Raw genomic sequence first — 23,436 nt, forward strand, 5'->3', positions numbered from 1 at the left:
TCATGACAGTCTCGCCAGAGTCCGGCCGAGCGCGCCGCGGAGCGCCGCCTCGGGGTTCGCGGTGGGCGAAGGGGCGCACCAGGCCACGTAGCCGTCGGGCCGCACGAGCACCGCGCCGTCCCGGCCCACGTCGTAGCGGGCCTCCCAGGCGCCGTCCACATCGACCAGCTCCCGGCCGACGCGATGGGCCCGCAACGGGACGCCCAGCTGGGCGGCGCACTTGTCCGCCGCCTCCGTCCACACGGCGCCGTCAGCCCCCGTGAGCAGGACGAACGCATCCTGGAACAGGTCGTGCACGGTGATCCGGCCCCCCTCGTGGAGCAGCCACAGGTGCGGCGCACGAGCGCCGGGCTCGGCTCGCCCCACCACCTGGTCGCCGTAGACCGAGTCGTGCCCGTAGCGCTGGCCGAGGGCGCACACCAGGTCGTCCACATCGTCCTCGTACGGCTGGTTCGAGAATCTGGCCTGCTGCCGCCGGACGGTGATGTCCGCCAGCGTCCGCGCCACCGGCCTGCGCTCGGCTTCGTAGGTGTCGAGCAGGCCCTCTCCCGCCCACCCGTTGAGCACCCCGGCGAGCTTCCAGGCCAGGTTGTGCGCATCCTGAACCGCGGCATTGGCGCCCATCGCACCGGCCGGCGACCAGACGTGCGCGGAGTCGCCGGCCAGGAAGACCCGGCCGTCGCGGTAGCGATCGGCGACCCCGACGGCCTCCTCCCAGCAGGCGATGTCCAGGACCGTGACGGGGATGTCCCGGCCGATGACCGTTCTGGCCACCTTCTCGCATCGTGCCGGGGTGAAGTCGGCGGCGGACTCCTTGGCGGGGTCGTAGGTGAAGCTGATCGCCCACTGGCCGGGGACCGCGGTGGTGAGGAACGACCCGAAGCCGATCTCGGCGTTGACCACGATCCAGAGCATGGCCCGCTGGGTCAGGAGGCCCGCCAGGTCCGCCTCGACGATGAAGGTGACCCAGTTCTGCGTGACCCCGGGACCCGTGTGGTCGATGCCCAGCCGGCGCCTGATGGCGCCGCGGAAGCCGTCGGCCGCGATCAGGTAGTCCGACCGTATGGTGCGCCGCTCCCCGCTGACCCGGTCCTCGGTCACCGCCGTGACACCCTCGGCGTCCACGTCGACCGAGAGGCACTGCGTGTTGAACCGGATGTCGGCCCCCAGGCCACGAACGGCGTCGATCAGGATCGGCTCCACGCTGCGCTGGTCGGCCATCACGTACTCGCCGGCCGTCAGCTCGGGAATGGCCCGCGGCGAATCGTCCCCCAGCAGCCAGGTCCACTCGCCCGCGAGGCTCTCGCACCGGACGACACCCGATTCGGTGTCGAAGGGCGCGCCGGCCGCCGCGATGGGCGAGGCCAGGCCCAGGGGGCGATAGAGCTCCATGGTCCGCTGGTTGATCCCGCGCGCGCGGCCCTGGATGGACACGCCCGATTGCTTGTCCACCAGCACCGGGCGCACGCCATGCCCCGACAGGAACAGTGCCGAGGCCAGGCCCGCGTATCCGCCACCGACGATGAGGACCGGGGCGTTTTCGTCAGGCGTCGTCATCAATGCTCTCCTTCTCCGGCTGCAGCGGTGCGCTTGCCGGAGGGTTCCACGGCGGGCTCAAGCCTCGCTCGGGTCGCGGGTGGCTTCGAGTCTCATCCGAGTACGGCGGTGCATGCTGCGTGCCGTACAGACCGGAACATCCCTTGGGAGGACACGATGCCCTTCGTGGCGATCACCTATGACATCAAGAGCGGCTATGAGGACCAGGTCGCCGAGGTCTTCTCCGGCTTCCAGCGGCCGAAGTCGGCGGTGGTGCCGGGGGCCGACGGCGAGCAGGCCGGGCGGATCCTGGCCACGGCGGTGTTCATCAGGGACGGCCTGCTGGTCCGCTTCATCGAGTTCGAAGGCGACCTCGACGCCGTGGCGCAGCACATGGCCGTCCAGCCGGGCGTTCAGGAGGTCGAGCGCAAGCTCAAGCCCTACCTCAACTCCCCTCGCGACACCGGCACCCCCGAGGGGTTCGTCAAGACGTTCAAGAGCAGCATGCTGCGCTCCATCACCCAGCTGGCCGTGCCGCGGTGAGTCGAGAGTGCCTCCAGTACCACTCGAGGCATCGACAACCAGCTCGTGGTGCCCTGGGCGCATGCGGATAATCTTCACGACCTGGGCGTGGCCGTCCCACCTGTACGCGATGGTGCCGCTGGCGTGGGCCTGCCGGGCCGCCGGCCATGACGTGCTGGTGGCGAGCCAGCCGGAGCTCACCGGCGCGATTCTGCGAACCGGCCTGCCGGCGGCGCCGGTCGGGCGGGACGTGGACGCGGTGGCGACCTTCCACGACATCGTGTTCCCGCCGCCGTCGGCGCAGCGGCCGGCGGGCGGCGGGCCGCGGGTCTTCGGCCTGCTGACCGAGCTGGCGGAGGCGATGGCGGACGATCTCGTCGAGCTGGCCGGGCGGTGGCGCGCGAACCTCATCGTGTTCGAGCCCACCGCCTTCGCGGGACCGCTGGCCGCTGCGGCGCTCGGCATCCCGGCCGTGCGGCACCTGTACGGCACCGATCTCATGAGCGTCGTCGGCCGGTTCCTCCCGGACGCGCTCGCCCCGCTCTGCGCGAAGCTCGGGCTGGACGGCGTCGATCCGTTCGGCGTGGCGACCGTGGACCCGTGCCCCGGCGGGCTGCAGGTTCCCGTCGGCTCCCGCCGGCTGCCGATGCGCTATCTGCCCCACAACGGTCCCGGCAGTCTGCCGGCCGCGCTGCCCGCGCCGTCCGGCCGTCCGCGCGTGTGCGTCACATGGGGCACCACGCCGAGCCGGGTGGATCCTGAGCTCTTCCTGGCGGGAGAGGTAGCCAGGGCGATCGGCGACCTCGACGTGGAGGTGGTGGTCGCGGTCACGCCGGAGCAGCGGCCGCTGCTCGGCGAACTGCCGCCCGACGCGTACGTCACCGAGGGGACGCCGCTGGATCTGCTGCTGCCGGCCTGTGATCTCGTCGTGGCTCACGGTGGCGCGGGCACCCTGCTGACCGGGCTGGCGCACGGGCTGCCGCAGCTGCACCTCCCGCGGCTGCCCGATCACCAGCGCCATGCCGGGCGGCTGGCCGAGGCAGGCGCCGGCCTGGTTCTCCCGGCGCCGGACGCGGAGCCGGGAGCGATCAGGGACCGTCTCGCGGAGTTGCTGGCGAAGCCGGATCACGCGGCCGCGGCGCGGCGGCTGCAGGCAGAGATGTCCGGCCAGCCGTCCCCGGCCCGGGTCGTGAACTCGCTGGAAAGCCTCCTCGTCGAGCCGGGCGCGAGCCGCCCTCAACCGTCTGCGGTGACTGTCGAACAATGAGATCCACCCCGAAATTCGCGCACGAGTCATTCGCTCGGCGACACCGTGGCGGGATGCTGCTCGAAAGGCATGGCATCGATCTCTATCCGCATCCCTTTCTCGGCTTCACTCTCCCTCCCGGGCACCGTTCATCCGTGCTCAACACCGATGAGGAGGGATTCCGCCTCTCGGACTCACCGTTCGGCACGGTCGACACCACGACGTGGCTCGCCGCGGGCGGCGGCGGGATAGTGCTGGGCAACTCGGTGGCCGTCGGTCTCGCGGCGACCTCCGACCGCAACTCGCCTCCCTCGCACCTGGCCTTCGTCTCCGGGACCCGGCAGCTCAACCTGGGCCTGTGCGCGGCCGTCTCCCTCCAGGAAATGGTCGCCGCCACACCGTTCCTGCACGCGGCGTCCACCGTCGTGGTCATCGGCGGGGGCCCCGACTTCGTCAATCTGGTGGGCTCGCTCGACCCGAGCGGGCTGTTCGGAGCCGTCTCGTACGAGCGCACGTTCACCGAGCTCGCCGAGATCCCGCTGTTCGACCTGGCCACCCTCGCCGCCGGTGAAGCGGTCCCCGATCTGGAGTCCCGACGCCGCAAGCGCGGCAAGCCCGCCGCCTGGAACCTCGCCGACACCGTGCCCCGGATGGAGGCGGCCGCCCGCAGACGGCTCGAGCACCTCGGGTTCCTCGCGCGGGCGGCGGGCGAGCGTACCCGGATCCTGTTCTGCCTGCAGCCGCTCGTGACCTCGCGCACGAGACAGCTCAGCCCCGAGGAGAAGGCACGCTACGACTTCGACGCACCCGTCTTCGGCGTCCTGCACAGCGCCATCGAGGCGAACTGGGACACCTACGCCGGCCTGTACGCCAAAGGCTGCGCCGACCTGGGGATCTCCTTCCTGAACCTGTCCGCCGACCTGTTCGAGGGCGACGCGTTCGCGGACACCGTGCACTTCACCGACGGCGGCAACCGGCAAGCCGCGGAAATGATCCACCGGGCGCTAGAGGGCGCCGCCTAACCGAAAGGAAGCATGATGTCCCAAGTGGCGATCCAGGCTGAGCGGCTCCAGCAGATCCGTGAAATTCTCGTCGACGTTCTGGAGATCGAGCCGGACGAGCTGACGTACACCAGCGACTTCGTCAACCAGCACGGCGCCGACTCGCTGCTGGCCATTGACATCATCGCCAGCATCGAGCGGTCCATGGGCGTGCGCATCCCGAGCGAGGCCCTTCCCGAAATGGTCAACCTGGGAGCCGTGGTCGAGCTGGTGCTCCGTTACGAGGCAGAGAACACCGATGCCTGAAACGGCGACGCGCCGGGTCGTGGTCACCGGGCTCGGAGCGGTGAGCAGTCTCGGAACGGGGGCTCGCGCCTTCGCGGACGCCATCAGGGCGGGCCGGAACGGCGTGTCGCCCATCCGGAGCTTCGACGCGAGCGGGTTCCCGCACACCTACGCAGGAGAGGTCCACGACTTCGACCCGAGCCAGGTGCTGCGCAGGCTACGCATCGAGGAGTGGGGCCGCAGCAGCCTGTTCGCGGCCTCCGCCGCGCGGCTGGCGTTGATCGACGCCGAGATCGATCCCGCTCAGGTCTCGGCGGCGCGTGCGGGTTCGGCGATCGGGACGACGCTCGGTGAGTCGGCGGTGATCGAGGAGCTGGTGGGCCAGTGGGTCAACGAAGGACTCAAGGACATCGACCCGGCTCTGGCCCGCCGGGCGCCGGCCAATCGCATCGCCGCCGCGGTCAACGCCGAGCTCGCCCTCACCGGGGAGGCGCACACCATCGCCACGGCCTGCTCGGCGAGCAACTACACGCTCGGTTATGCCTATGACCTGGTGCGTACCGGCGAGGCCGACTTCATGATCAGCGGCGGGGCCGATTCGGTCAATCGCTGGGAGCACGCCGGCTTCTACCGGCTCGGAGCGCTGGCCGAGTCGGTGTGCCGGCCGTTCGACACGAATCGTTCGGGGATCCTGACCGCGGAAGGCGGGGTCGCGTTGTTCCTCGAGCCGCTGGAGGGGGCCCTCGCCCGAGGCGCCCGCATCTACGCGGAAGTGCTCGGATACGGCGTCAACTGCGATGCCAAGCACCCGGTGGCACCCGACCCCACGAGCATCGCGGAATGCATCCGGGCCGCGCACCGCAACGCCGGGGTGCGTTCCGAGGACATCGACTACATCTGCGCGCACGGCACGGGAACCCCGACCAACGACGCCACGGAGGTGAAGGCGGTGCGCGAGGTATTCGGCGACACGTTGCCGCCGATCAGCTCGATCAAATCCATGATCGGCCACACGATGGGCGCCGCCAGCGGCTTCGGCGCGCTGATCTGCTGCATGGCGCTGCATGACGGGTTCCTGCCGCCCACGGCCAACGTGACGGAGATCGATCCGGCGCTGGGCCCGGGGGTGGACTGCGTCCCGGGGACGGGCCGGCCTGCCTCGCCGCGGATCGTGCAGAACCACGGCTTCGCCTTCGGCGGGAACAATGCGATCACCATCCTGGGGAGGGTCGCGTGACGACGTCGGCGCCACTCGTGATCACCGGTTGCGGCGTGGTCTCGCCTTCGGGCATCGGCCTGGAGGCGCTCACCGCTCCACGGAACGGGGCCGTGCAGGCGGAGGCTCCCGAAGGGGAGTACCCGCCGATCCCGCTGGCGGTGATTCCCGATCTCAGGGTCGAGGAGTATCTGGGCAAAAAGGGAATCAGGACTCTGGACCGGACCACGCGGCTCGCCCTGGTGGCGAGCAATCGCGCCCTGGCGACGCTGGACACCGCTCTGAGCGATGAGGACCGCGCGCGAACCGGCGTGGTGATCGGGACCAGCACCGGCAGCATCCGCAGCTCCACCGAGTTCTCCCGCGAGACGCTGGTGCGTGAGAAGCCGTACCTGGTGCAGGCCACGCTCTTCCCGCCTTCGGTGATGAACTTCTGCGCGAGCCAGATCGCCATCTGGAACTCGCTGCGCGGCGTGAACGCCACGATCGCCGACGGCCGCGTGTCGGGCCTGGGCGCGGTCAGCTACGCCAGGAACGCGATCATCCAAGGCCACATCGAGCGTGCCCTGGTCGGTGCGGTGGAGGAGCTGTGCCCCCAATCCGCATGGGCCTGGCATCTGTCCGGCGCGCTGGCGCCGGATGCCGCGGTGGGGGAGGGGGCGGCGGTCTTCGTCATGGAGACCGCCGAAGGCGCCGCCGCGGCGGGCCGCGCGCCGCTGGCCGAGGTGCTCGCCTGCGAGGTCGGCACCCTGGGCATGTCGGACGTACGACAGGGGCTGGCCACCTGCGTCGGCCGCGCACTGGAACGCAGTGGCGTGCCCGGTACGGCGGTCACCGCGGTCTCCTTGAGCGCGTCGGCCCTGCGCGGGCTGAGAGCGGCCGAGGAGGCCGGCGTCCGCAGCGCCCTGGGCGTCCCGCTGCCCGCGCAGCTCAGGACGGCGATCCTGCTGGGCGAGAGCTTCAGTGCCACTGCCGCACTGCAGCTGGCGGACGTGCTCGCGGCCTGGCGAACCGCTCCCGTCGTGGCGGGCGCGGTGGCTCTGGTCGTCGTCACCGGCGACGACGGGAACGTCGGCTGCCTGGTGCTGCGCCACCCCGCCGGCTAGGCCGGCACTGAGAAGAGACCGGCCCGGAGAGCCTGCTCGCACTCTCCGGGCCGGTTTCCTGCTGTCTGAGCCGGTTCTAGGAGACCGCCCGCAGTGCGCGCTCGCGCTCCCCGGGCTGGTCGGGCACGCGGGCCATCGCCAGGCGCAGCAGCGGCGGTGCCATCAAGGACGTGATGACGGCGACCAGGATGAGGATGGTGTAACTCGCGGTGTTCAGCACGCCGAGCCGCAGGCCCACCGTCGCGACGATCACCTCGATCACGCCCCTGGCGTTCATCCCCGCTCCCAGCGCGAGGGCCTCCCAGCGCGTGAGGCGGCTGCTCAGCGCGCCGATGAAGGCGCCGACGAACTTGCCGGCGATCGCGATCGCCACCACCGCGAGGGCGGCCAGCAGGATCGCGGAATCGCCGAGCGCCGTCAGATCCATGCGCAGCCCCGCCGTGGCGAAGAAGATCGGCGCCAGCACGGCCAGCACGACCGTGCGCAGCGGCGCGAGGAGGCTGAGGTCGAAGCCGGGTGCCTGGCCGATGAGAATGCCGAGGACGAAGGCGCCGAACACCGCCTCCAGCCCGAGGGCGTGAGTGGCGGCGCCGCCCCCCAGGAGCAGGACCACCACGGCGGCCACCGCCGGTCCCGGCGAACCCGGCCTGCTGACCGGCCGCAGGAGGACCCCGACGGCCGTGCGCCCGACCGTGACCGTCAGAACGACGAAGATCGCCAGGGCCACCAGGGACTGGACGATGCTGCCCGCGCGCAGGCCGGTGGTCGCCATGGCGGAGACGACCGACAGCATCAGCCAGCCGAAAACGTCGTCGATCGTGCCCGCGGCCAGGGTGAGCTGACCGACCTCGCGGTGCAGCAGGTTCATGTCCATCAGCGTCTTGGCGATCACCGGGATGGCGCTGACGCACAGCGCGACGCCGAGGAACAGGACGAAGATCGTCCTGTCCCCCTGCGCGGCCATGAGGGAGCCGGGCAGCAGGAACCCCACCCCGACTCCGCAGAGCAGCGGCACCACGAGTCCCGCGGCGCTGACCCTGACGGCCGTCGTGCCCTTGCGCTTGATCAGGTCGAGGTCCAGGTGCATGCCGGTGATGCCGACCAGCAGCAGGACACCGATCTGGCCGACCGCGTCGAGCATGTGGAACTGGGCGGCGTCCCTGGGCAGCAGCCAGTCCGACACCCCCGGCGCGACGTGGCCGAGCAGGGACGGGCCGAGCAGGACGCCGGTGCCCAGCTCGCCCACCAGAGCGGGCATGCCGAACCGGGTGGCGATCCTGCCGAGGACCAGTGCGACCAGCAGGAGCAGTGCGACCTGGAGCAAGAAGAGCAGGAGACTGTCCGCCGCGATGGGCGGCACCGGATTGGTGACGTGCATCTTATGCAGCTCCTAGTCAGCGCCCGCCGGCAGTGTGCACGACTTCGCCGTTGATGTTGCCGTTCGCCTCCGAGCACAGGAAGACGATGAGGCGTGCGACGTCGTCCGCCGTGCTCAGGCGCCCGCTCGGGGTCTCCTGCACGGCCTGCTCCAGGAGCACGGGGTCCACTGCCTCCAGGCTCTCCGTCAGCGTGCCGCCGGGCGCGACCACGTTCGCGAGGACTCCGTCGCGCGTCCACATCAGCCCGCGGACGAACCCGTGCAGCGCCGCCTTGGCCGCGCTGTAGAGCTCGGAACCGGGATTTCCGTGGGTCGCGGTGACGGAGGACAGCAGCACGATCCGGCCCCACCCTCGCTCACGCATGCCGCCCAGTGCCTGGCGGACGGTCCACAGGTGGCCCTCGACGTTCTCGCGGAACAGCCCGAGCCAGTGGTCCATGGGGAAGTCCTGGTAGGGAGGGATGTCCTCGGGGTTGATCCACACCCACGACTGCGCGTTGGCCACGACGACGTCGACCCCGCCCCAGCGCTCCTCGACAGCCGACACGGCCTGCTTGATGGAGTCCGGATCGGCCAGGTCGTACGGCAGGGCGCACGCCCGGTCCTCGCCGCCCAGCTCCTCGACAACGCGCTTGGCCGCGGCGTCGGAGGTGTGATAGGTGATGGCGACCCGCGCCTGCTCCGCGGCGAAGACGCGGGCGGTGGCGAGGCCGATGCCCCGCGTGGCGCCGCTGATCAGTACCCGCTTGTCCGCCAAGCCAAGATCCATGTGACGTCCTTACGTTGGCATTGGGAGCCACCAATGTGCGGCAGCGGGCTCGAGAACGGCTTGGCACCCCCTGGTGCCGGACTCCAGAGGGCTTCTAGGGCGGGTCCCTACCGTCCGGAGCGGAGTTCACGACGCGACAGGGGAAGGCCGATGCTGCACGAAGAGCTCATGGAGATCAGAGACCCGGTGTTACGGAAGGTGCAGGACCATCCGTTCTGGTCCGGCCTTCGCGACGGCTCGCTTCCCGGCGAAGCCCTCGCCTATTTCGTCCAGCAGGACACCGGCTTCCTGCTGCCCGCCTACGCCCGCGCGCTGGCCCGATGCGCCGCGGCCGCTCCGGAGGACACCGACGCGTTCCTGCTCGGCCAGTCCGTGGCGGGCACGCTCGAGGCCAAGGACCGGCTGCGCCAGGCCTACACCGGGCTGGCCGGAGAGCTCGGCCTCCCGGAGCTCGGCGAGCAGCTTCCCGTCGATCCGGCCACCCACGCGCACGCGTCCTTCTTCGCGGCCGCCACCGCGCGCTCCTTCTACGCCGGGATCGGCGCGTTGCTGCCCATGGTGTGGTTCAACGCCGAGGTGTCGGACAACCTGAAGCTCAACGCGACGCTCGGCTCCCGCTATCTGCCGTGGATCGAGGTCTACCACCCGGGGGGGTCCTACCGGTACGCGGTGCAGGCGTTCCTGGACATGATCGACCGGGCGGGCGAGAGCTGCTCGGCCGCGGAGCGTCGGCTCATCGTCGAGCAGTTCTCCACCAGCATCCGTTACGAATGGGCCTTCGCGGAATGCTGCCTGCGGCAGCCCTCGTGGCCGGTTTGAGGAGAAAGGTCGCCGAATGACTACGGAAACCGCAATTCCCTACCCCTTCCCGTGGACACCGCCCATGGAGGTTCCCGAGGGGCTGCGTGGCCTGCGGAGCAAGGCTCTCGTCGAGGTCAAGCTGCCCAGCGGTGACACGGCGGTGATGGTGACGCGCTATAAGGATGTCAGGAAGCTCTTCGCCGACGAACGGCTGAGCAAGAACATCGCCAGGCCCGGTGTCGCGCGGATCTCCGCGGACAACGAGCTGTTCGTCGACCCCGAGATCGACGCCGACCCGCCGGACCACACCAGGATGCGCAGCCTGGTGACCAAGGCGTTCACGGCACGCCGGATCGAGCGGCTGCGGCCCTATGCGCAGGAGACCGTGGACCAGCTGCTGGACGAGATGGAGGCCGGGCCCAAGCCGGTCGACCTCAACGAGGCGGTCGCGTTTCCGCTCCCGATCCTGGTGATCTGCAAGCTGCTCGGCATCCCCCCGGAGGACAGGAACAGGTTCCGCCGGCTGGTGGACGGCTTCCTCTCGGTCACCAAGCTGCCCGCCGACGAGGTCGAGGAGTGCCGGAAGGGCCTGTGGGGCTATCTCGTCGAGCTGATCGCCGCCAAGCGGGCGGACCTGGGCGACGACCTGATCAGCGCCCTGATCAAGGTGCGCGACGAGGACGACAACCGCCTGTCCGAGCACGAGCTGCACTTCTGGACGCAGAGCCTGCTCATCGCCGGCTACGTCACCACCGCCAGCCAGATCGGCACCGGGACCGCGGTGCTGCTCCACCGGCAGGACCTGGTCAAGGAGATCCAGGCCGACTACTCGCTCGTGCCGTCGGCGGTGGAGGAGCTGCTGCGTACGCAGATCATGGGTTCGTCCATCGGGACCCTGCGCTACGCGCTGACGGACATCCCGCTGTCCGACGGCACGGTGATCAAGGAAGGCTCCAGCGTCCTGCTGTCCGAGGAGTCGGCCAACATGGACGAGACCGTGTTCAACGACCCCTTCACGCTGGACATCCGGCGTAAGGAAAACCACCACATGACCTTCGGCGCGGGGATCCACTACTGCGTCGGCGCGGCGCTGGCCCGGATGGAACTCCAGGTGGCGACCGAGACCCTGCTGAGGCGGTTCCCGAATCTGCGCCTCGCGGTGCCCTCGGACGATCTGCCCCGCGGGCTCGGCGGGTTCATGGAGGGCTTCAGCGAGATTCCGGTCACATGGTGACCACCCCCCGCACCGCGCTCGTCACCGGAGCCAATCGGGGGATCGGCCGCGCGGTGGCCGCCGAGCTGCACCGCAGGAACCTGCGGGTGGTGGTGACGGCGCGGGACCCCGAGACGGCCCTCGCCACCGCCGCCGACATCGGTCCCGGCGTCTGCCCGCACGTCCTGGACGTCACCGATCCCACCGGCGTCATGCTGTTGCGCAAGGAGCTCGAGCACGTCGACGTGCTGGTGTGCAACGCCGGGGTCCTGCTCGACGCGCGCACCGACCCCCTCACCGCACCGCTCGACCTCGTCGACCGGACGATGCGGGTGAACCTGCTCGGCTCGTGGCGGCTGGCCCAGGCCTTCGTCCCGTCCATGATCCGCCGTGGATGGGGCCGCGTGGTGTTGATCTCCAGCGGGACGACCGCCGAGTTCGGCGGAGCCCTCTTCGCCGGCGCACCCGGCTATTCGCTCTCGAAGAGCGCGTTGAACGGGCTGACCACGATGCTGGCCGCCCAGTGCGAGGGCACGGGAGTGCTGGTGAACGCGGTCAACCCGGGACGCGTGCGTACCGACATGATGCCCAGCGGACACGTCACGCCAGAACAGGCCGCCCGGTTCATCGCCGACGTGGCGACCCTGCCGGCCGGCGGGCCGAACGGCAGCTTCCTCACCGAGAAACGTTAAGGAGACAGCATGGAATTCGACCTGTCCGGCAAGACAGCCGTGGTCACCGGCGCCGGAGCCGGCATCGGGCTGGCGGTCACGCAGGAACTGGTCTCGGCGGGCGCTGACGTCTTCGGCGGGGCACGCACCGTCACCTCGGACCTGCTGGCCACGACGCCGCACACCCTCGAAGTCGACCTTCTCGACCAGCAGGGCCCGCAGTCGCTGATCGACGCGGCGCTCGCCAAGTTCGGCGGCATCGACATCCTGGTCAACAACGTGGGCGGCGGCGTGAAGCTGGCCTCCGGCTTCCTGGACATCGACGACGACGTCTGGCAGCACACGTTCGAACTCAACGTTCTCACCACGATCCGGGCGACCCGGGCGGCGCTCCCCAGCCTGATCGAGCGGAACGGCTCGATCATCAACATCGGTTCGATGAACTCGAGCATGGTGGACCCGCGGCTCGGGCACTACTCGGCCGCCAAGGCCGCGCTCACCAACATCGGCAAGGCACTGTCCGCGGAGTTCAGCTCACGCGGCGTCCGGGTCAACACCATCTCGCCCGGGCCGGTCCGTACCCGGCTGTGGACGAATCCGGAGATGGCCCGGCGCGCGGGGATGACCCCGGAGGAGTTCGTCGCCACCGTTCCCAAGATGACGGGGCTCTCCACGGGGCAGATGATCGAGCCTGACGAGATCGCGACCCTGGTCGTCATGCTGGCCTCCGGCAAGGTCCGCAGCATCACGGGCGCGGAGGTCATGATCGACGCCGGTATGGCCCCTCCGGCTCACTACAACCGCCCCTCCTGAGGGCCACGCGCACGAGGCCGGCTCGCCGCCAAGCGGCAAGCCGGCCTTGATCGTGCGGCGGCTCTCAGCCACGGGGGAGCGCGGTGGCCGTCGCCTCAGGCGGCGGCCGTGCCGCTCCCCGTGTCGATCCGTCTCCTGGGGCGTCCGGCGCCCTCCCCGGGCTCGGCCGGCACGTGGAGATGGCGGCGCTCCTCGGGGAGCAGGCCACCCCAGATGCCGTGGTTCACCTCCAGACGTACGGCGACGGCCAGGCACTGCTTGACCACCGGGCAGTCGCGGCAGATCGCCTTGGCGCGGCGGGCGGCGCTGTGGCCGGCGTCCTGGAAGAACAGATCGGGGTCGCTCTGCGCGCACCCGGCCCTGGTCGTCCAGTGCTCGGTGACGTGTGAGCGCTCCAGCCGGGTGAGGGCGTCGTCGCCGGGGTGGGCCGGAAGGGTGAACGTCTTCATGTCTGCCCCCTCGTTTTTCACAGCGTGCACGCCGCAGCTCGACGCCTGTTCGATGCCTGCTGGACCTGCGTGGAGCGGCGTCCAGACGGTGTCGAGCGGGGGGAGTCACAATCCATCACCTGCAGGACGCCGAAGGAGGGTGGCCGTGTTAGCTCGGCTTGCCAGAGGGCTCATCAAGTTCATCTGGGACGGCCTGGTGGGTGTTGGGCGCATCTCCGGGATGGCCCCGTTCCTGGTGATCCCCCCGGACAACCCGCCTCCGTCTCTTCCGGCGGGGCATCCGGAACAGCTCATCCCCGATGTGCCGCCGACCCCGGAGGAGGCCCGGCTCTGGAAAGAGCTGAACCAGCCCTGAGCTCGGAGCTCATCGACCGTGGCCCAGGTCGGCGCGTACCTGCTCCACGACCACCGGATCCATCTCCGCTGCCAGCGACAACGCCTCTGCGAGGGCCTGCTCCGCCGCCACCTGGTCGCCGGTGGCGGCGTGGGCCCCGCTGAGCTGGGTGAGCACCCGGACCTCGTACAGCGGCGCGTGGATCTTCCGGCAGAGCGTCAGCGCCTGGTCCAGATAGTGGACGGCCTTGTCCGGCTCGCCCCGTGCGGAGGCGAGCTCGCCCAGCCCGGTGAACCCCTTGACCTCGGCCAGCCGCGAGCGGGCGGTGCCCGCCAGGTCGATGCACCGGTCGAGCGCGGTGGCCGCGTCGGAGAACTCGCCTTGGCGCAGTTGTGCGAGCGCCAGCTGGTGCAGCGCGTACGCCTCCCCGATGGGATCGTCCATCGCCCGCACCATCGTCAGCGACACCTGGAGAGCGTCGACGGCGCAGGGGAGCTCGCCCGCCTGGACGTACGCGTCGCCGAGCCAGCACAGCACCTGCGCCTCCACCCGCTTGCTCCCGGCCGCGCGGCTGAGCCGGAGCGACTCGTCGAGCAGCCGCTTGGCCTCGCCGGGGTCGCGTAACTCCAGTCGCGTCCTGGCCAGGCTGTGCAGGACGAATGCCGCGGCGGCCAGGTCCCCGTTGGCCTGAAAGATCTTCAGCGCCCGGCGGTAACCGGCCTCGGCGATGGTGAGCCGGCCGTACATCCGGTCCAGGAACGCCAGGTCGCGGATCGCCAGCGCCTCTCCCTGCTCGTTCCCCTCGGCCCTGAACATCTCGGCTGCCGCCTCGAAGTCGCGCCGGGCGTCGTCGAAGCGCTGCTCGGCGCTGTGCAGCGAGCCGAGCGAGTAGAGCATCGTGGCCTGGCCGCGTACGTCCCCGGCCTGGCGGGCGGCCTCCAGGGCGACCTCGTGGGTCTGCCGCCAGTCGTCGTAGTAGATGCGCGCCTCGAACAGCGTCACCGACGTGATCGCCAGGTCCCAGCACAGCTCGACGAGCCCGGCCCTGGCGGCCTGCCGGATGGCGGCCACCAGCGTCACGCGCTCGCGCTCGAACCACTGCATCGGGGTCCCGATGATCGTTTCCATCTGCTCGGGCGGGGCCGGCCAGGACGGCGCCGCGCTGCTCACCTTGACGTAGTCGCCGCCGTACTCCAGGCTGTGCGCCTGCTGGGCGAGGGCGAGCAGGGCGCTGAGCACCCGGGTCAGCTCGGCCTTGCGTTCCGTGGCGGACTCCTCCGCCACCACCCGCTCCCGCGCGAACACCCGGGTCAGCTCGTGCAGGTGATAGTGGGCGTGCCCCTCCTCCGTGCCGGACATCTCGATCAACTGGGCGTCGGACAGGTCGTCGAGCAGGTCCTGGGCCTCGGTGAGCGGCGCGTTGAGCAGCGCGGCCGCGATCCAGCCGGAGTAGTGGGTGAAGTCGAGGATGGCCAGCCGCCGCAGCAGGCGGCGCGCCGGTTCGCTCATGCTCTCGTACGTCAGGGCAAGGCTGGCCCGGATCCCCATTTCGCCGTACCTGAGCTCGTCGAGCCGCCGTGCCTCGTCGGCGAGTCGCTCCACCAGGTGGCCGATGGTCCAGTTGGGGCGGGCGGCGAGCCGGGCGCCGGCGATGCGCAGGGCCAGCGGCAGGTGACCGCAGAGCTGTGCCAGGGCCGCGGCGGGCTCAGGATCGTCCTGGATACGGGCGCTGCCGGCGATGCGCTTGAGCAGGTTGATCGACTGTTGTGACTCGAACGTCTCGATCTCGACGGACATGGCGCCGGGCAGTCCGGCCAGGCGGCTGCGGCTGGTGACCATGACGGCGCAGTCCGGGTAGCCCGGCACCAGCGGGAGGACCTGGCTCTCGCTGCCGGCGTCGTCGAGGACGATCAGCATGCGCCGGTCGGACAGCATGGTGCGGTAGACCTCGGCCCGTTCCTCCAGCCCGTCGGGTATCTCCGTGCCGGGCAGGCCGAGCGCGCGGAGGAAACGTTCGAGCACCTGCTTGGGATGGACCGTGGGCGATGCGACGCCGTGCAGGTCGGCGAAGAGCTGGCCGTCGGGGAACCTGTCGGCGATGGCGTGCGAGGTGTGTACGGCGATGGCGGTCTTTCCCACTCCGGGCTTGCCGTAGACGACCACGACCGGTACGGCGAGCTGGGAGTGGTCCGAGGTCAGCAGCCGTCGTATCGTCTCCACCTGCTGGCGGCGGCCGGTGAAGTCGGCGACGTCGCTGGGAAGTAATCGTGGTGTCCCGGAGGGCACGGCGGGCGGGGATTCGCGTGGGGGCGGGGGCGGTGCGGGGGCGTTGAGGCTCTCGTGCGAGGTGAGGATCGCCTGATGTAACTGGCGGAGCTCCTCGTTCGGCTCCAGGCCCAACTCCTCGATCATGGTCTCTCGTGTGTGCTGGTAGACCTGTAACGCCTCCGCCTGCCGCCCGGAGCGATACAGCGCTGTCATGAGCTGGGCGCGTAACCGCTCCCGGAGAGGGTGCCTCTCGACGAGCTCGGTGATCTCGGCCACCAGCTCGCGATGCCTGCCCAGCTCGAGTTCGAGCTCGATGCATTCCTCGTTGATGGTGATCTGCCGCTCGGTGAATCTGATCACCGCCGACCGGACCAGCCGGCTCTCGATGCCCTCCAGCGGACCTGTGCACAGGGTGAGCGCCTCGCGGTAGCCGCGCACGGCGTCGTCGAGCTGCCCGGCGTCGCGCGCGCGACGTGCTTCGACGGCGAGCCGGCGAAATCGCTGCGCGTCGATCTGGTGGTCGTCACAGCGGAAGATGTATCCCTGGGATTCGGTGGTGATGATGTGGGGGTACCCGTACGACGCGAACAAGCGCCGCAGGGAGGAGATGCAGATCTGGATCTGCGCCCGGGACGTGGCCGGCGGGTCGTCGCCGTAGATCGCCTCCATGAGGCGGCGGACCGAGACGACGCGTCCCGCCTCGAGCAGGAGCACGGCGAGAACCGTCTGCTGCCGAGGGCTGCCGAGGTCCAGCCGCTTCCCCTCTATCGTGATTTCCAAAGGGCCGAGGATCCGAATCTCCACCCCGTGTCTCCCGTTCAGCCCGGCGATGGCGTGCGAGCAGCCGACATCACTGGTGCGCCCATCACCGCCATCCGCGCAGGATAGGCCCCCTGACCGGCTGCGATAGAGGCCTGATGGATTGCCCCTTACTCGCGGAGTGTACAGCGCGGTGCATTTGGAAGCCAGATAAAACCTATTTCTTCGCGATCTGTTCGCGACGCGGTCGTCTCTCATGCCGCAGCGGCACTCCATTGTCCTGAACCAGTGTGAACACGTGAATGCGAAAACGGCCGCCCCTATGTCTTCGACCTGACGAGAAGGTCGGACCGAGGGGCGGCCGCCAGCCTTGTGCGGGGAGCGCCGGGTCAGTCCCAGGGGGTGCCTTCAGCGTGCACCGAGCCGTGATTTGCCAGCAGTGCTATCGAGCCGCCGGCAGGGAGGGCGCCGGCCCATAGCATTCCTGCCGAGAGGGCCGCGGACAGAGCGAGCGGGATGATGCTTTTGGAAAGACGACGCCACATCATGTTTTACCTCGCGTTAACAATTGGGGCGCCTGCCGCCGCCCGGCCGGCTGCCTGTGATCCGAAGCTAAGAGCGCCCTCCATCCATTCATTATCCGTTCCCTTCTCGGGCGGCATCCTCCCAGGTCAGGGTGGAGATTGGAGGGATAGGCCGACTGGGGACGGACGAATAGGGCGATGTCATGAGTTGGCCTCGTGTTACCTCCGCATGGGCTTCCCGACCGCCCCTTGGGCGGCTCCACGGTCACGAAGCAGGAGAAAGAGAAGGAGTATCGGGCCTGGACCGGCCCATAACTGATCGATTACATTCCCGGAGCCGCGCGCCGCCTTGACTGCGAACATCACCACGCGGGTTCCGGATGGAATCGCCGCATATCTCGTCAGGGCGAGTTGTGAGAAGCGTGACCATGCCGGTTACGATGACAACTGCCGGCTGTCATGGACGGTCGACTTCGGTGTTCCGGTCACGCCCGGCGAGATAGCGTTATCATCGAATTTGCCCGCCGGCTGCGGGCCGATTTTCCGGCGAGAATCGGTCGCTGTTTTCGTTCGTGGTGCCCGCGCAAAAGCCGACGATGTACGGCCGGGCGGCGGCGATGGTTCTCGGGGAAATCGCGGTCGATTTTCCGGAGGCCGGTCGGGGACGGTGCGTGTCGTGCGCGAGCTCGTCGAAGAGAGCCTCATCTCCGGCCACGTAACGATCAACGTGCTGGTGCGGACTATGTGAACAGCTGATCGAGCGCACGCGCGGCGCCCGGCAGGTGCGCCACCCCCCGCTATTCATCGATGTAATGCGACGTTTCCGCTGTTCAGCCGTATAGTGCTCGCAACTGCCCGATGCCGGTGCAAAGGGCTCGCTCATAGCTCGAGCCCGCATGCTAATCAGCCGGTCAGGCGATAACCGGGAGGCCGCGAACTGGGCTTGCGGTATTCATCGGAGCTGTTCCGCGACACGATGCCCGACTTGTCGCATGAGGTTTGCGCACGGTCGCGCCCCGTGTTGGATCGCGAGCCGGGACGGAAATGATTCTCAGCTTCCCGGCCGTCGCCGAGCGTGCCATGCCCGGCGTCTCCGTGGACCAGATCTATGGACGAACCGCAAGCCGTCGAGAAGGCGTCTACCGGTCCATCCGCACAACGACCGCGGCACCGGCACGTTGGAGGCGGAGCGGTCCCTACCGGCCCGGGTAAGAAGGGCTCGTGTGCGGCAACGCTGAACGGGCCGGCAACGTGTGCCAGATCACTCTTACGCCGGTCATGTTGACGCCCAGACTTGACCTTGGTAACGCGCCTCCGACATCCTCTATATCCGGCGTTCCGCCGAATTACTGGTGCATCCGCGCCACTCTCGCGGGCAGAGATCTCGCGTGTGCCTCGGTCTTCCGCTCACCTCAGGACGCGATCAAGAACGGCGTCGGGGCCCTGGCGTGCGAGGCGACCTGGCGGGACCGGTGCATGGGATCCGCGAGACGCCCGGCGCGAGACCGTGCTCCGGCCGTCTCCGCCCGGCCACGCGGCGGCGACGACCGGGCAGGCGAATAGCGGCTGGAAGGCACAAGGATAGAAGGCGTCGGGATGGTGAAGACATGAATATCTCTGCGCAGGTGCTCGACGGAGTGTATGGCCGGCCGGCGTCGGGCCTGCGAGTGCGTTTGGAGCAGTCGGTAAACGGACTTTGGGATGACATCGGCAGAGCTGAGACCGACGGCGAGGGGAACGTCAGCAAGTGGGCCGAGTCGAGGCTGTCCCGCGGGCTGTACCGGGTTGTGTTCGACAGCGACTACTACTTCTCCGGGCTCGGCATTGAGGCGATCTATCCGGAGATCGTGGTCGTGTTCCGGATCCGCGAGGAGTCCGGCGTCTGCCAGATTTTGATCATGCTGTCTCCGAGCACGTACTCCACGTACTTCGGCACCAGAAGCTGAACACCCGGGGCCCGGCGCGCTAGGCGCGGCGCCGGGCGCGGTAGGCGGCCACGTGCATGCGGTTGCCGCACGTCCGGCTGTCGCAGTACACCCGGGACCGGTTGCGGGACTCGTCGACGAAGACGCGGTCGCAGTCGGGGGCCGAGCAGGTGCGCAGCCGTTCGGCCTCGCCTTCCACCAGCAAATGTGCCAGGGCCACCCCGCAGTCGGCCGCCACGTGCTCGGCCAGTGTCGCGTCGGCGGCGAAATAGTGAACGTGGAGCGGGTGGCCGTCATGCTCCGTCAGGCGGGGCGTGATCCGCGTATCCGACAGCAGAGCGTTCAGGGTGCGGACCGCCGTGGGCTGGTCCGGGGCGGTGAAGACGCGGTGGAACGCCTCGCGCACCATCCGCACCTGTCCCAGGTCGCGGGGTGTCAGCTTGGTGACGCCGCTGATCTGGTGGGACTCCACGAACGCCTGCAATTCGGCCAGGCCGGCCAGGCCCTCGTCGCCGCCTGTGGACGGTGAGGTGTTGACCAGCTCGACAACGGTGGCCAAAGAATGCACCATGTCATGGCCAAACGGCATGTTGACTCCTGTCCGTGCCGGGTTCTAGCGTGGTCGCACTGTATCTCCTGTGTGGACGTTCGGGGGTCACCGTGAGTGCACATCGCCGTATCGTGCTGATCGCGGTCGTCGGTGCCCTCATCATTTCCATCTCCGGTCCCTTGGTCCGGCTCTCAGGTGTATCGCCCGCCACGTCAGCGTTGTTCCGCTGTGCGTACGCCGTGCCGCCCATGCTCGTGCTGGCCTGGCTGGAGCGGCGCAGGCTCGGGCCGCTGCCGGTCAAGGGGCGGGTGCTCGCCTGGCTCGCAGGGGTGGTGTTCGCGCTCGACCTGCTCTTCTGGCACCACGCGATCGACTACGTGGGCGCGGGGCTGGCCACCGTGCTGGGGAACCTGCAGGTGTTCATCGTGGCGTTCGCGGCGTGGGCGTTGTTCCGGGAGCGGCCGTCCACGCGGTTGATGATCGCCACGCCGGTGGTGTTCGCCGGGGTGGTGCTCATATCCGGGATGTTCGACAGCGCCGCCTATGGGAGCGATCCGGTCATGGGGGTGTGGGCCGGGATTGCCACGTCTGTCTCTTATGCGGCGTTTCTGCTGCTGATGAAGGCCGGGCCCGAGCGGGCAGCCGGGCCGCTGGCGCACGCGACCGTGGTCGCCACCGTGGCGATCGCCCTGCTCAGCCCGCTCTTCGGGGGCGCCGACCTCGTGCCCGGCTGGCCGGCGCACGGATGGCTGCTGCTGCTCGCGCTGGGGCCGCAGGTGCTGGGCTGGTCGCTGATCACGTTCTCGCTGCCGCGCCAGCCCGCCGCGCTCACCGCGTTGCTGCTGCTCATCCAGCCCATGACGACCGTGGCGCTGTCGGCCGTGGCGCTCGGAGAGCGCCCCTCGGCCCTGCAGCTCGCCGGGTGCCTGGTGATCATCCTCGGCGTTCTGTACGGCTCCCTCAGCCGTTCCCGGGCCCGCGAAGTTCACGACGTAGAGCTGTCGAAGGTCGCGTGAAGCGGTCTCAGCCCGCCTTGGCCGGCGTCGAGGAGCAGGAGGAGCAGGTGCCGAAGACCTCTACCGTATGGGTGATCTCGGTGAAGCCGTGCTCGCTCCCCATGGCCTCCGCCCACCGCTCGACCGCGGGACCGGCCACCTCCACCGTGTGGCCGCAGCGGCGGCAGACCAGATGGTGGTGATGGACCTCACTGGCACACGCGCGATAGACCGACTCGCCCTCGTCCGTGCGCAGCACGTCGACCTGCCCGCCGTCGGCCAGGGCCTGCAGGGCGCGGTAGACGGTGGTCAGGCCTATCTTGGCGCCGTGCAGGCGCATCTCGGCATAGACGTCCTGCGCGCTGCGGAAGCCCTCGCTCTTGCGGAGGGTGTCGTGCACGGAATCGCGCCTCGTCGTCATGCGGCCTCCTCCACGGGCATCTTTGGTCGCTCGCTCACTGTCGACTCCTGGGTAGTACGGCCTCGCCGTACAAATCTACCGACCCCGAGTGCCAGGACGAAGCCGACGAGAGCAAGAAGCACGATCGCCGCCCCTGGAGGCACCTTGGCCGAGTAGGTGGAGGCCAGCAGGCCGCCCACCGAGGCGAGCACCCCGAACAGCATGGCCAGCCCCATCGTGGTGCGGAACCCCCGCGTGAGCTGCTGGCTGGTGGCCACGGGGATCACCATGAGCGCGCTGACCAGCAGCAGGCCGACCACGCGCATGGCGATCACCACGGTCAGCGCGGCCGTGACCGCGATCAGCAGGCTGAGGAAGCGTACGGGCAGGCCACTGGCCCTGGCCATCTCCTCGTCCTGGCAGAGCACGAACAGCTCTCTGCCGAAGATCACGACCACCGCGATCACGGCGACCGCCAGCGCGGCGATGACCCAGATGTCCTGGGGGGTCACGCTGGCGATGGCGCCGAACAGGTAGGAGTTCAGCTTGGCGTTGCTGCCGCCGGGCGCGATGCCCATGAGCATGACGCCGCCCGCGATCCCGCCGTAGAACAGCAGCGCGAGCGCCACGTCGCCGCTCGTCCGCCCGCGGGCCCTGACCAGCTCGATGGCCACCGCCCCGATGACCGAGACGATCACGGCCGTGAGCACGGGCGTCGTGCCCGTCAGGAAGCCCAGGGCCACGCCGGTCAGCGCCACGTGGCCGATGCCGTCGCCCAGCAGCGCCAGCCTGCGCTGCACGATGAACGTCCCCACAGCGGGGGCGCACAGGCCCACCAGCAGCGCGGCGACCAGAGCGAGCTGGAAGAGCTGCTCCTGAAGAAGATCCATGATCATAGCGACCCCTCCTGCGGGCCGGTGCCCTGCCAGCCCGTCAGCGGTCCCACGGCCGGGGCGGCGGCGTGCGGGTGCTGGTGTTCGTGGCCGGGCCTGGCGCAGTCGCCCTCGGGCCGCGGGGGGTGCCCGTCGTGCGCCACGCGGCCCTCGCGGATCACCACGCCGCGCGTGATGATCGGCTCCAGCGGCCCCAGCTCGTGCGCGACCAGCACCACCGTCTTGCCGTCGAGCACCAGCCCGGCCAGCGTGTCGGCCAGCAACTGCTGCGTCTCGGCGTCCACACCCGCCGTCGGCTCGTCCATCACGTACGTGTCCGGCTCCCCGGCCAGCGCCCGGGCGATGAGTACCCGCTGCTGCTGCCCCCCGGACAACGACTGGACGGGGTCGTTCGCGCGGTCGGCCAGCCTGACGGCCTCCAGCGCCCTGGCCACGGCGGCCCTGTCGGCCGGGCTGGTCCTGCGGAGCCGGCTCTGCCTGGCGATGCGGCCAGAGGCCACGACCTCCCGCACGGTGGCGGGCACGCCGCCGCCGACGTGCAGCCGCTGCGGCACGTAGCCGATGCGCCACCAGTCACGGAACTTGCCGGGCGGGGACCCGTACACCAGCGTCGAGCCGCCGGTCAGTGGCGTGAGGCCGAGCAGGGTGCGGACCAGGGTCGACTTGCCCGAGCCGTTGGCGCCCAGGAGGGCGACGACCTCCCCTGGACAGACGGTCAGGTCGATCCCCCGAAGGACGGGCTTGCCATCGAAGGAGACCCGGCCGTCGGTCATCGCGAAGGCCGTTTCACTCATGCCGTACACCCCAGTGCTGTTTGTAGGGTTTTGAGGTTATCGCGCATGGCGGACAGGTAGTCGCCGGAGGGCTTGCTCTCCAGCGGGTCGAGCACGGCCGTCTTCGCGCCGACCTCGTTCGCGAGCACCTCGGCCACCTTGGGGCTGACCAGGGACTCGGTGAAGATCGTGGTCACGCCCTCGGACTTGGCGAGCTTGGCGACCTCGGAGATGCGCGTGGGCGACGGCTCCTGCTCCGGGTCGAGTGTGATGCCGACCTGCTTGAGCCCGTACCGGTCCGCCAGGTAGCCGAACGCCTCGTGCGAGGTGACCAGCGTCTGGGTCTTGCACGCGCTCAGGCCCTTGGCGAACTCCTGGTCGAGCGTTCCGAGCGTGCTCGCCGTCCTGGTGGCGCGGTCCTTGTACGCCTGCGCGTGCGCCGGATCGGCGCCGGCCAGGCGCTCACCGAGCTTGGTGGCGACGGTGGCCAGGCGGGACGGGTCGAGCCAGAGGTGCGGGTCGTACGAGACCGCATGCTCCTCGCCCCCCTGTGAGGGGAGAGTCTTGACGGCTGTGGCGGCGTCGAAGCTCTTGTCCGCGTCCACCGCGTCGTCCACGGCCGGCTGGACGCCCTTGATGTAGACGGTGAGCGCGGCCTTCTGGAGCTCGCTCACCTGCTGGATGCCCAGCTCCAGGTCGTGCGGCTCCACGCCGGGCGCGGTCAGGACCGTGACGTGCGCGTCGGATCCCCCCACTTGCTCGGTCAGCCACTGGATCGGGTAGAACGCGGCGACCACCTCGGGCTTGCCGTCCGCGGCGGCGGTCCCGGCGGAGCCGGATCCGCAGGCGGTGACGGTGAGGAGGGCGGCCCCGGCCAGCAAACCGGCAGCGTGCGACCGGGAAAATCCTGACATCATGTAAGTCAGTATGCGCCAAAATGAAAATGATTGTCAAAGTGCTCCGCGAGGGGAAGCTTCCAGCGGGGATGCCGGACGGTGGGCTGGGGGCC

The 23,436-nt window shown here is 69.6% G+C and carries 24 protein-coding genes; 14 read left to right on the forward strand and 10 right to left on the reverse strand.

Annotation, left to right across the window (positions count from 1 at the left end; translation table 11 throughout):
• Nucleotides 1-1,557, reverse strand: a complete 1,557-nt coding sequence (locus ACQPWU_RS14280; RefSeq protein ID WP_433440045.1) for an FAD-dependent monooxygenase — start codon at nucleotides 1,555-1,557, stop codon at nucleotides 1-3.
• 156 nt (nucleotides 1,558-1,713) lie between these two features.
• Between ACQPWU_RS14280 and ACQPWU_RS14285 the strand changes: the two genes are divergently transcribed.
• The 6 genes from ACQPWU_RS14285 to ACQPWU_RS14310 all read left to right on the forward strand — a co-directional run bounded on the left by ACQPWU_RS14285 (nucleotide 1,714) and on the right by ACQPWU_RS14310 (nucleotide 6,912).
• Nucleotides 1,714-2,079 carry a SchA/CurD-like domain-containing protein gene (locus ACQPWU_RS14285; RefSeq protein ID WP_433440047.1) on the forward strand — a complete coding sequence of 122 codons (366 nt, stop codon included), beginning with the start codon at nucleotides 1,714-1,716 and terminating at the stop codon, nucleotides 2,077-2,079.
• Nucleotides 2,080-2,140: 61 nt separating this feature from the next.
• On the forward strand, nucleotides 2,141-3,325 hold the full coding sequence (locus tag ACQPWU_RS14290; protein WP_433440049.1) for a nucleotide disphospho-sugar-binding domain-containing protein: 1,185 nt from the start codon (nucleotides 2,141-2,143) through the stop codon (nucleotides 3,323-3,325).
• A gap of 134 nt (nucleotides 3,326-3,459) precedes the next feature.
• The gene (locus tag ACQPWU_RS14295) at nucleotides 3,460-4,326 is read left to right on the forward strand and encodes a hypothetical protein (RefSeq protein WP_433440051.1); all 867 of its coding nucleotides are present in this window, start codon (nucleotides 3,460-3,462) and stop codon (nucleotides 4,324-4,326) included.
• A gap of 15 nt (nucleotides 4,327-4,341) precedes the next feature.
• A complete protein-coding gene (locus tag ACQPWU_RS14300; protein ID WP_360694971.1) occupies nucleotides 4,342-4,611 on the forward strand; it encodes an acyl carrier protein in 270 nt (89 codons plus the stop codon).
• Nucleotides 4,604-5,827: a beta-ketoacyl-[acyl-carrier-protein] synthase family protein gene (locus ACQPWU_RS14305; protein WP_433440053.1), complete on the forward strand. Its 1,224-nt coding sequence runs from the start codon at nucleotides 4,604-4,606 to the stop codon at nucleotides 5,825-5,827. The genes ACQPWU_RS14300 and ACQPWU_RS14305 overlap by 8 nt, the downstream gene beginning before the upstream one ends.
• Entirely contained in the window at nucleotides 5,824-6,912 is a 1,089-nt protein-coding gene (locus ACQPWU_RS14310) for a beta-ketoacyl synthase N-terminal-like domain-containing protein (protein WP_433440055.1), read from the forward strand. Before ACQPWU_RS14305 ends, ACQPWU_RS14310 begins: the two co-directional genes overlap by 4 nt.
• Nucleotides 6,913-6,988: 76 nt before the next feature.
• On the opposite strand, the gene ACQPWU_RS14315 is transcribed toward ACQPWU_RS14310, so the two are convergent.
• Nucleotides 6,989-8,290, reverse strand: coding sequence for a cation:proton antiporter (locus ACQPWU_RS14315; protein ID WP_433440057.1), 1,302 nt, complete (start codon nucleotides 8,288-8,290; stop codon nucleotides 6,989-6,991).
• A 16-nt stretch (nucleotides 8,291-8,306) separates the two neighbouring features.
• Nucleotides 8,307-9,059 (reverse strand): SDR family NAD(P)-dependent oxidoreductase, encoded by a 753-nt coding sequence (locus ACQPWU_RS14320; RefSeq protein WP_433440059.1) that lies wholly within the window; start codon nucleotides 9,057-9,059, stop codon nucleotides 8,307-8,309.
• Nucleotides 9,060-9,209: 150 nt separating this feature from the next.
• Between ACQPWU_RS14320 and ACQPWU_RS14325 the strand changes: the two genes are divergently transcribed.
• The 4 genes from ACQPWU_RS14325 to ACQPWU_RS14340 are packed head-to-tail and all read left to right on the forward strand — an operon-like array spanning nucleotide 9,210 to nucleotide 12,557.
• The gene (locus tag ACQPWU_RS14325; protein WP_433440061.1) at nucleotides 9,210-9,878 is read left to right on the forward strand and encodes a TenA family protein; all 669 of its coding nucleotides are present in this window, start codon (nucleotides 9,210-9,212) and stop codon (nucleotides 9,876-9,878) included.
• Between the two features lie 16 nt (nucleotides 9,879-9,894).
• A complete protein-coding gene (locus ACQPWU_RS14330) occupies nucleotides 9,895-11,094 on the forward strand; it encodes a cytochrome P450 (protein WP_433440063.1) in 1,200 nt (399 codons plus the stop codon).
• The gene (locus ACQPWU_RS14335) at nucleotides 11,088-11,765 is read left to right on the forward strand and encodes an SDR family NAD(P)-dependent oxidoreductase (RefSeq protein ID WP_433440065.1); all 678 of its coding nucleotides are present in this window, start codon (nucleotides 11,088-11,090) and stop codon (nucleotides 11,763-11,765) included. Before ACQPWU_RS14330 ends, ACQPWU_RS14335 begins: the two co-directional genes overlap by 7 nt.
• 9 nt (nucleotides 11,766-11,774) lie before the next feature.
• Complete coding sequence (locus ACQPWU_RS14340) at nucleotides 11,775-12,557, forward strand: SDR family NAD(P)-dependent oxidoreductase (protein WP_433440067.1); 783 nt, start codon at nucleotides 11,775-11,777, stop codon at nucleotides 12,555-12,557.
• Nucleotides 12,558-12,652: 95 nt separating this feature from the next.
• Here the strand turns inward: ACQPWU_RS14340 and ACQPWU_RS14345 are convergent, their stop codons facing one another.
• Complete coding sequence (locus ACQPWU_RS14345) at nucleotides 12,653-13,006, reverse strand: WhiB family transcriptional regulator (RefSeq protein ID WP_433440069.1); 354 nt, start codon at nucleotides 13,004-13,006, stop codon at nucleotides 12,653-12,655.
• Between the two features lie 145 nt (nucleotides 13,007-13,151).
• Between ACQPWU_RS14345 and ACQPWU_RS14350 the strand changes: the two genes are divergently transcribed.
• On the forward strand, nucleotides 13,152-13,361 hold the full coding sequence (locus ACQPWU_RS14350; protein WP_360696440.1) for a DUF6059 family protein: 210 nt from the start codon (nucleotides 13,152-13,154) through the stop codon (nucleotides 13,359-13,361).
• A 9-nt stretch (nucleotides 13,362-13,370) separates the two neighbouring features.
• Here ACQPWU_RS14350 and ACQPWU_RS14355 read toward each other — a convergent pair whose 3' ends face one another.
• Nucleotides 13,371-16,388 (reverse strand): BTAD domain-containing putative transcriptional regulator, encoded by a 3,018-nt coding sequence (locus tag ACQPWU_RS14355; protein WP_433440071.1) that lies wholly within the window; start codon nucleotides 16,386-16,388, stop codon nucleotides 13,371-13,373.
• 852 nt (nucleotides 16,389-17,240) lie between these two features.
• Between ACQPWU_RS14355 and ACQPWU_RS14360 the strand changes: the two genes are divergently transcribed.
• Nucleotides 17,241-17,639 carry a hypothetical protein gene (locus ACQPWU_RS14360; protein WP_433440073.1) on the forward strand — a complete coding sequence of 133 codons (399 nt, stop codon included), beginning with the start codon at nucleotides 17,241-17,243 and terminating at the stop codon, nucleotides 17,637-17,639.
• 859 nt (nucleotides 17,640-18,498) lie between these two features.
• Nucleotides 18,499-18,837 (forward strand): hydroxyisourate hydrolase, encoded by a 339-nt coding sequence (locus ACQPWU_RS14365; RefSeq protein WP_433440075.1) that lies wholly within the window; start codon nucleotides 18,499-18,501, stop codon nucleotides 18,835-18,837.
• A gap of 19 nt (nucleotides 18,838-18,856) precedes the next feature.
• Here ACQPWU_RS14365 and ACQPWU_RS14370 read toward each other — a convergent pair whose 3' ends face one another.
• Entirely contained in the window at nucleotides 18,857-19,384 is a 528-nt protein-coding gene (locus ACQPWU_RS14370; protein ID WP_433445209.1) for a CGNR zinc finger domain-containing protein, read from the reverse strand.
• A gap of 92 nt (nucleotides 19,385-19,476) precedes the next feature.
• Between ACQPWU_RS14370 and ACQPWU_RS14375 the strand changes: the two genes are divergently transcribed.
• Nucleotides 19,477-20,382, forward strand: a complete 906-nt coding sequence (locus ACQPWU_RS14375) for a DMT family transporter (protein WP_433440077.1) — start codon at nucleotides 19,477-19,479, stop codon at nucleotides 20,380-20,382.
• A 7-nt stretch (nucleotides 20,383-20,389) separates the two neighbouring features.
• Here the strand turns inward: ACQPWU_RS14375 and ACQPWU_RS14380 are convergent, their stop codons facing one another.
• Genes ACQPWU_RS14380 through ACQPWU_RS14395 form a run of 4 tightly spaced genes read right to left on the reverse strand, consistent with a single transcriptional unit; the run spans nucleotide 20,390 to nucleotide 23,344 of the window.
• The gene (locus ACQPWU_RS14380; RefSeq protein WP_433440079.1) at nucleotides 20,390-20,782 is read right to left on the reverse strand and encodes a Fur family transcriptional regulator; all 393 of its coding nucleotides are present in this window, start codon (nucleotides 20,780-20,782) and stop codon (nucleotides 20,390-20,392) included.
• On the reverse strand, nucleotides 20,779-21,654 hold the full coding sequence (locus ACQPWU_RS14385; protein WP_433445210.1) for a metal ABC transporter permease: 876 nt from the start codon (nucleotides 21,652-21,654) through the stop codon (nucleotides 20,779-20,781). The genes ACQPWU_RS14380 and ACQPWU_RS14385 overlap by 4 nt, the downstream gene beginning before the upstream one ends.
• The gene (locus ACQPWU_RS14390; RefSeq protein WP_433440081.1) at nucleotides 21,654-22,448 is read right to left on the reverse strand and encodes a metal ABC transporter ATP-binding protein; all 795 of its coding nucleotides are present in this window, start codon (nucleotides 22,446-22,448) and stop codon (nucleotides 21,654-21,656) included. Before ACQPWU_RS14390 ends, ACQPWU_RS14385 begins: the two co-directional genes overlap by 1 nt.
• On the reverse strand, nucleotides 22,445-23,344 hold the full coding sequence (locus ACQPWU_RS14395) for a metal ABC transporter substrate-binding protein (RefSeq protein WP_433440083.1): 900 nt from the start codon (nucleotides 23,342-23,344) through the stop codon (nucleotides 22,445-22,447). Before ACQPWU_RS14395 ends, ACQPWU_RS14390 begins: the two co-directional genes overlap by 4 nt.
• Nucleotides 23,345-23,436 lie beyond the last annotated feature (92 nt).

This window comes from Nonomuraea sp. CA-141351, from assembly GCF_050944675.1.
In the GTDB taxonomy this organism is placed as follows: Bacteria; Actinomycetota; Actinomycetes; order Streptosporangiales; family Streptosporangiaceae; genus Nonomuraea.

Bases quoted from the DNA above. Each gene is read 5' to 3' on its own strand.
- ACQPWU_RS14390 (WP_433440081.1), bottom strand. From the start codon at position 22,448: ATGAGTGAAACGGCCTTCGCGATGACCGACGGCCGGGTCTCCTTCGAT.
- ACQPWU_RS14320 (WP_433440059.1), bottom strand. From the start codon at position 9,059: ATGGATCTTGGCTTGGCGGACAAGCGGGTACTGATCAGCGGCGCCACG.
- ACQPWU_RS14305 (WP_433440053.1), top strand. From the start codon at position 4,604: ATGCCTGAAACGGCGACGCGCCGGGTCGTGGTCACCGGGCTCGGAGCG.
- ACQPWU_RS14300 (WP_360694971.1), top strand. From the start codon at position 4,342: ATGTCCCAAGTGGCGATCCAGGCTGAGCGGCTCCAGCAGATCCGTGAA.
- ACQPWU_RS14280 (WP_433440045.1), bottom strand. From the start codon at position 1,557: ATGACGACGCCTGACGAAAACGCCCCGGTCCTCATCGTCGGTGGCGGA.
- ACQPWU_RS14315 (WP_433440057.1), bottom strand. From the start codon at position 8,290: ATGCACGTCACCAATCCGGTGCCGCCCATCGCGGCGGACAGTCTCCTG.
- ACQPWU_RS14325 (WP_433440061.1), top strand. From the start codon at position 9,210: ATGCTGCACGAAGAGCTCATGGAGATCAGAGACCCGGTGTTACGGAAG.
- ACQPWU_RS14345 (WP_433440069.1), bottom strand. From the start codon at position 13,006: ATGAAGACGTTCACCCTTCCGGCCCACCCCGGCGACGACGCCCTCACC.
- ACQPWU_RS14330 (WP_433440063.1), top strand. From the start codon at position 9,895: ATGACTACGGAAACCGCAATTCCCTACCCCTTCCCGTGGACACCGCCC.
- ACQPWU_RS14380 (WP_433440079.1), bottom strand. From the start codon at position 20,782: ATGACGACGAGGCGCGATTCCGTGCACGACACCCTCCGCAAGAGCGAG.
- ACQPWU_RS14365 (WP_433440075.1), top strand. From the start codon at position 18,499: ATGAATATCTCTGCGCAGGTGCTCGACGGAGTGTATGGCCGGCCGGCG.
- ACQPWU_RS14285 (WP_433440047.1), top strand. From the start codon at position 1,714: ATGCCCTTCGTGGCGATCACCTATGACATCAAGAGCGGCTATGAGGAC.
- ACQPWU_RS14290 (WP_433440049.1), top strand. From the start codon at position 2,141: ATGCGGATAATCTTCACGACCTGGGCGTGGCCGTCCCACCTGTACGCG.
- ACQPWU_RS14395 (WP_433440083.1), bottom strand. From the start codon at position 23,344: ATGATGTCAGGATTTTCCCGGTCGCACGCTGCCGGTTTGCTGGCCGGG.
- ACQPWU_RS14340 (WP_433440067.1), top strand. From the start codon at position 11,775: ATGGAATTCGACCTGTCCGGCAAGACAGCCGTGGTCACCGGCGCCGGA.
- ACQPWU_RS14335 (WP_433440065.1), top strand. From the start codon at position 11,088: ATGGTGACCACCCCCCGCACCGCGCTCGTCACCGGAGCCAATCGGGGG.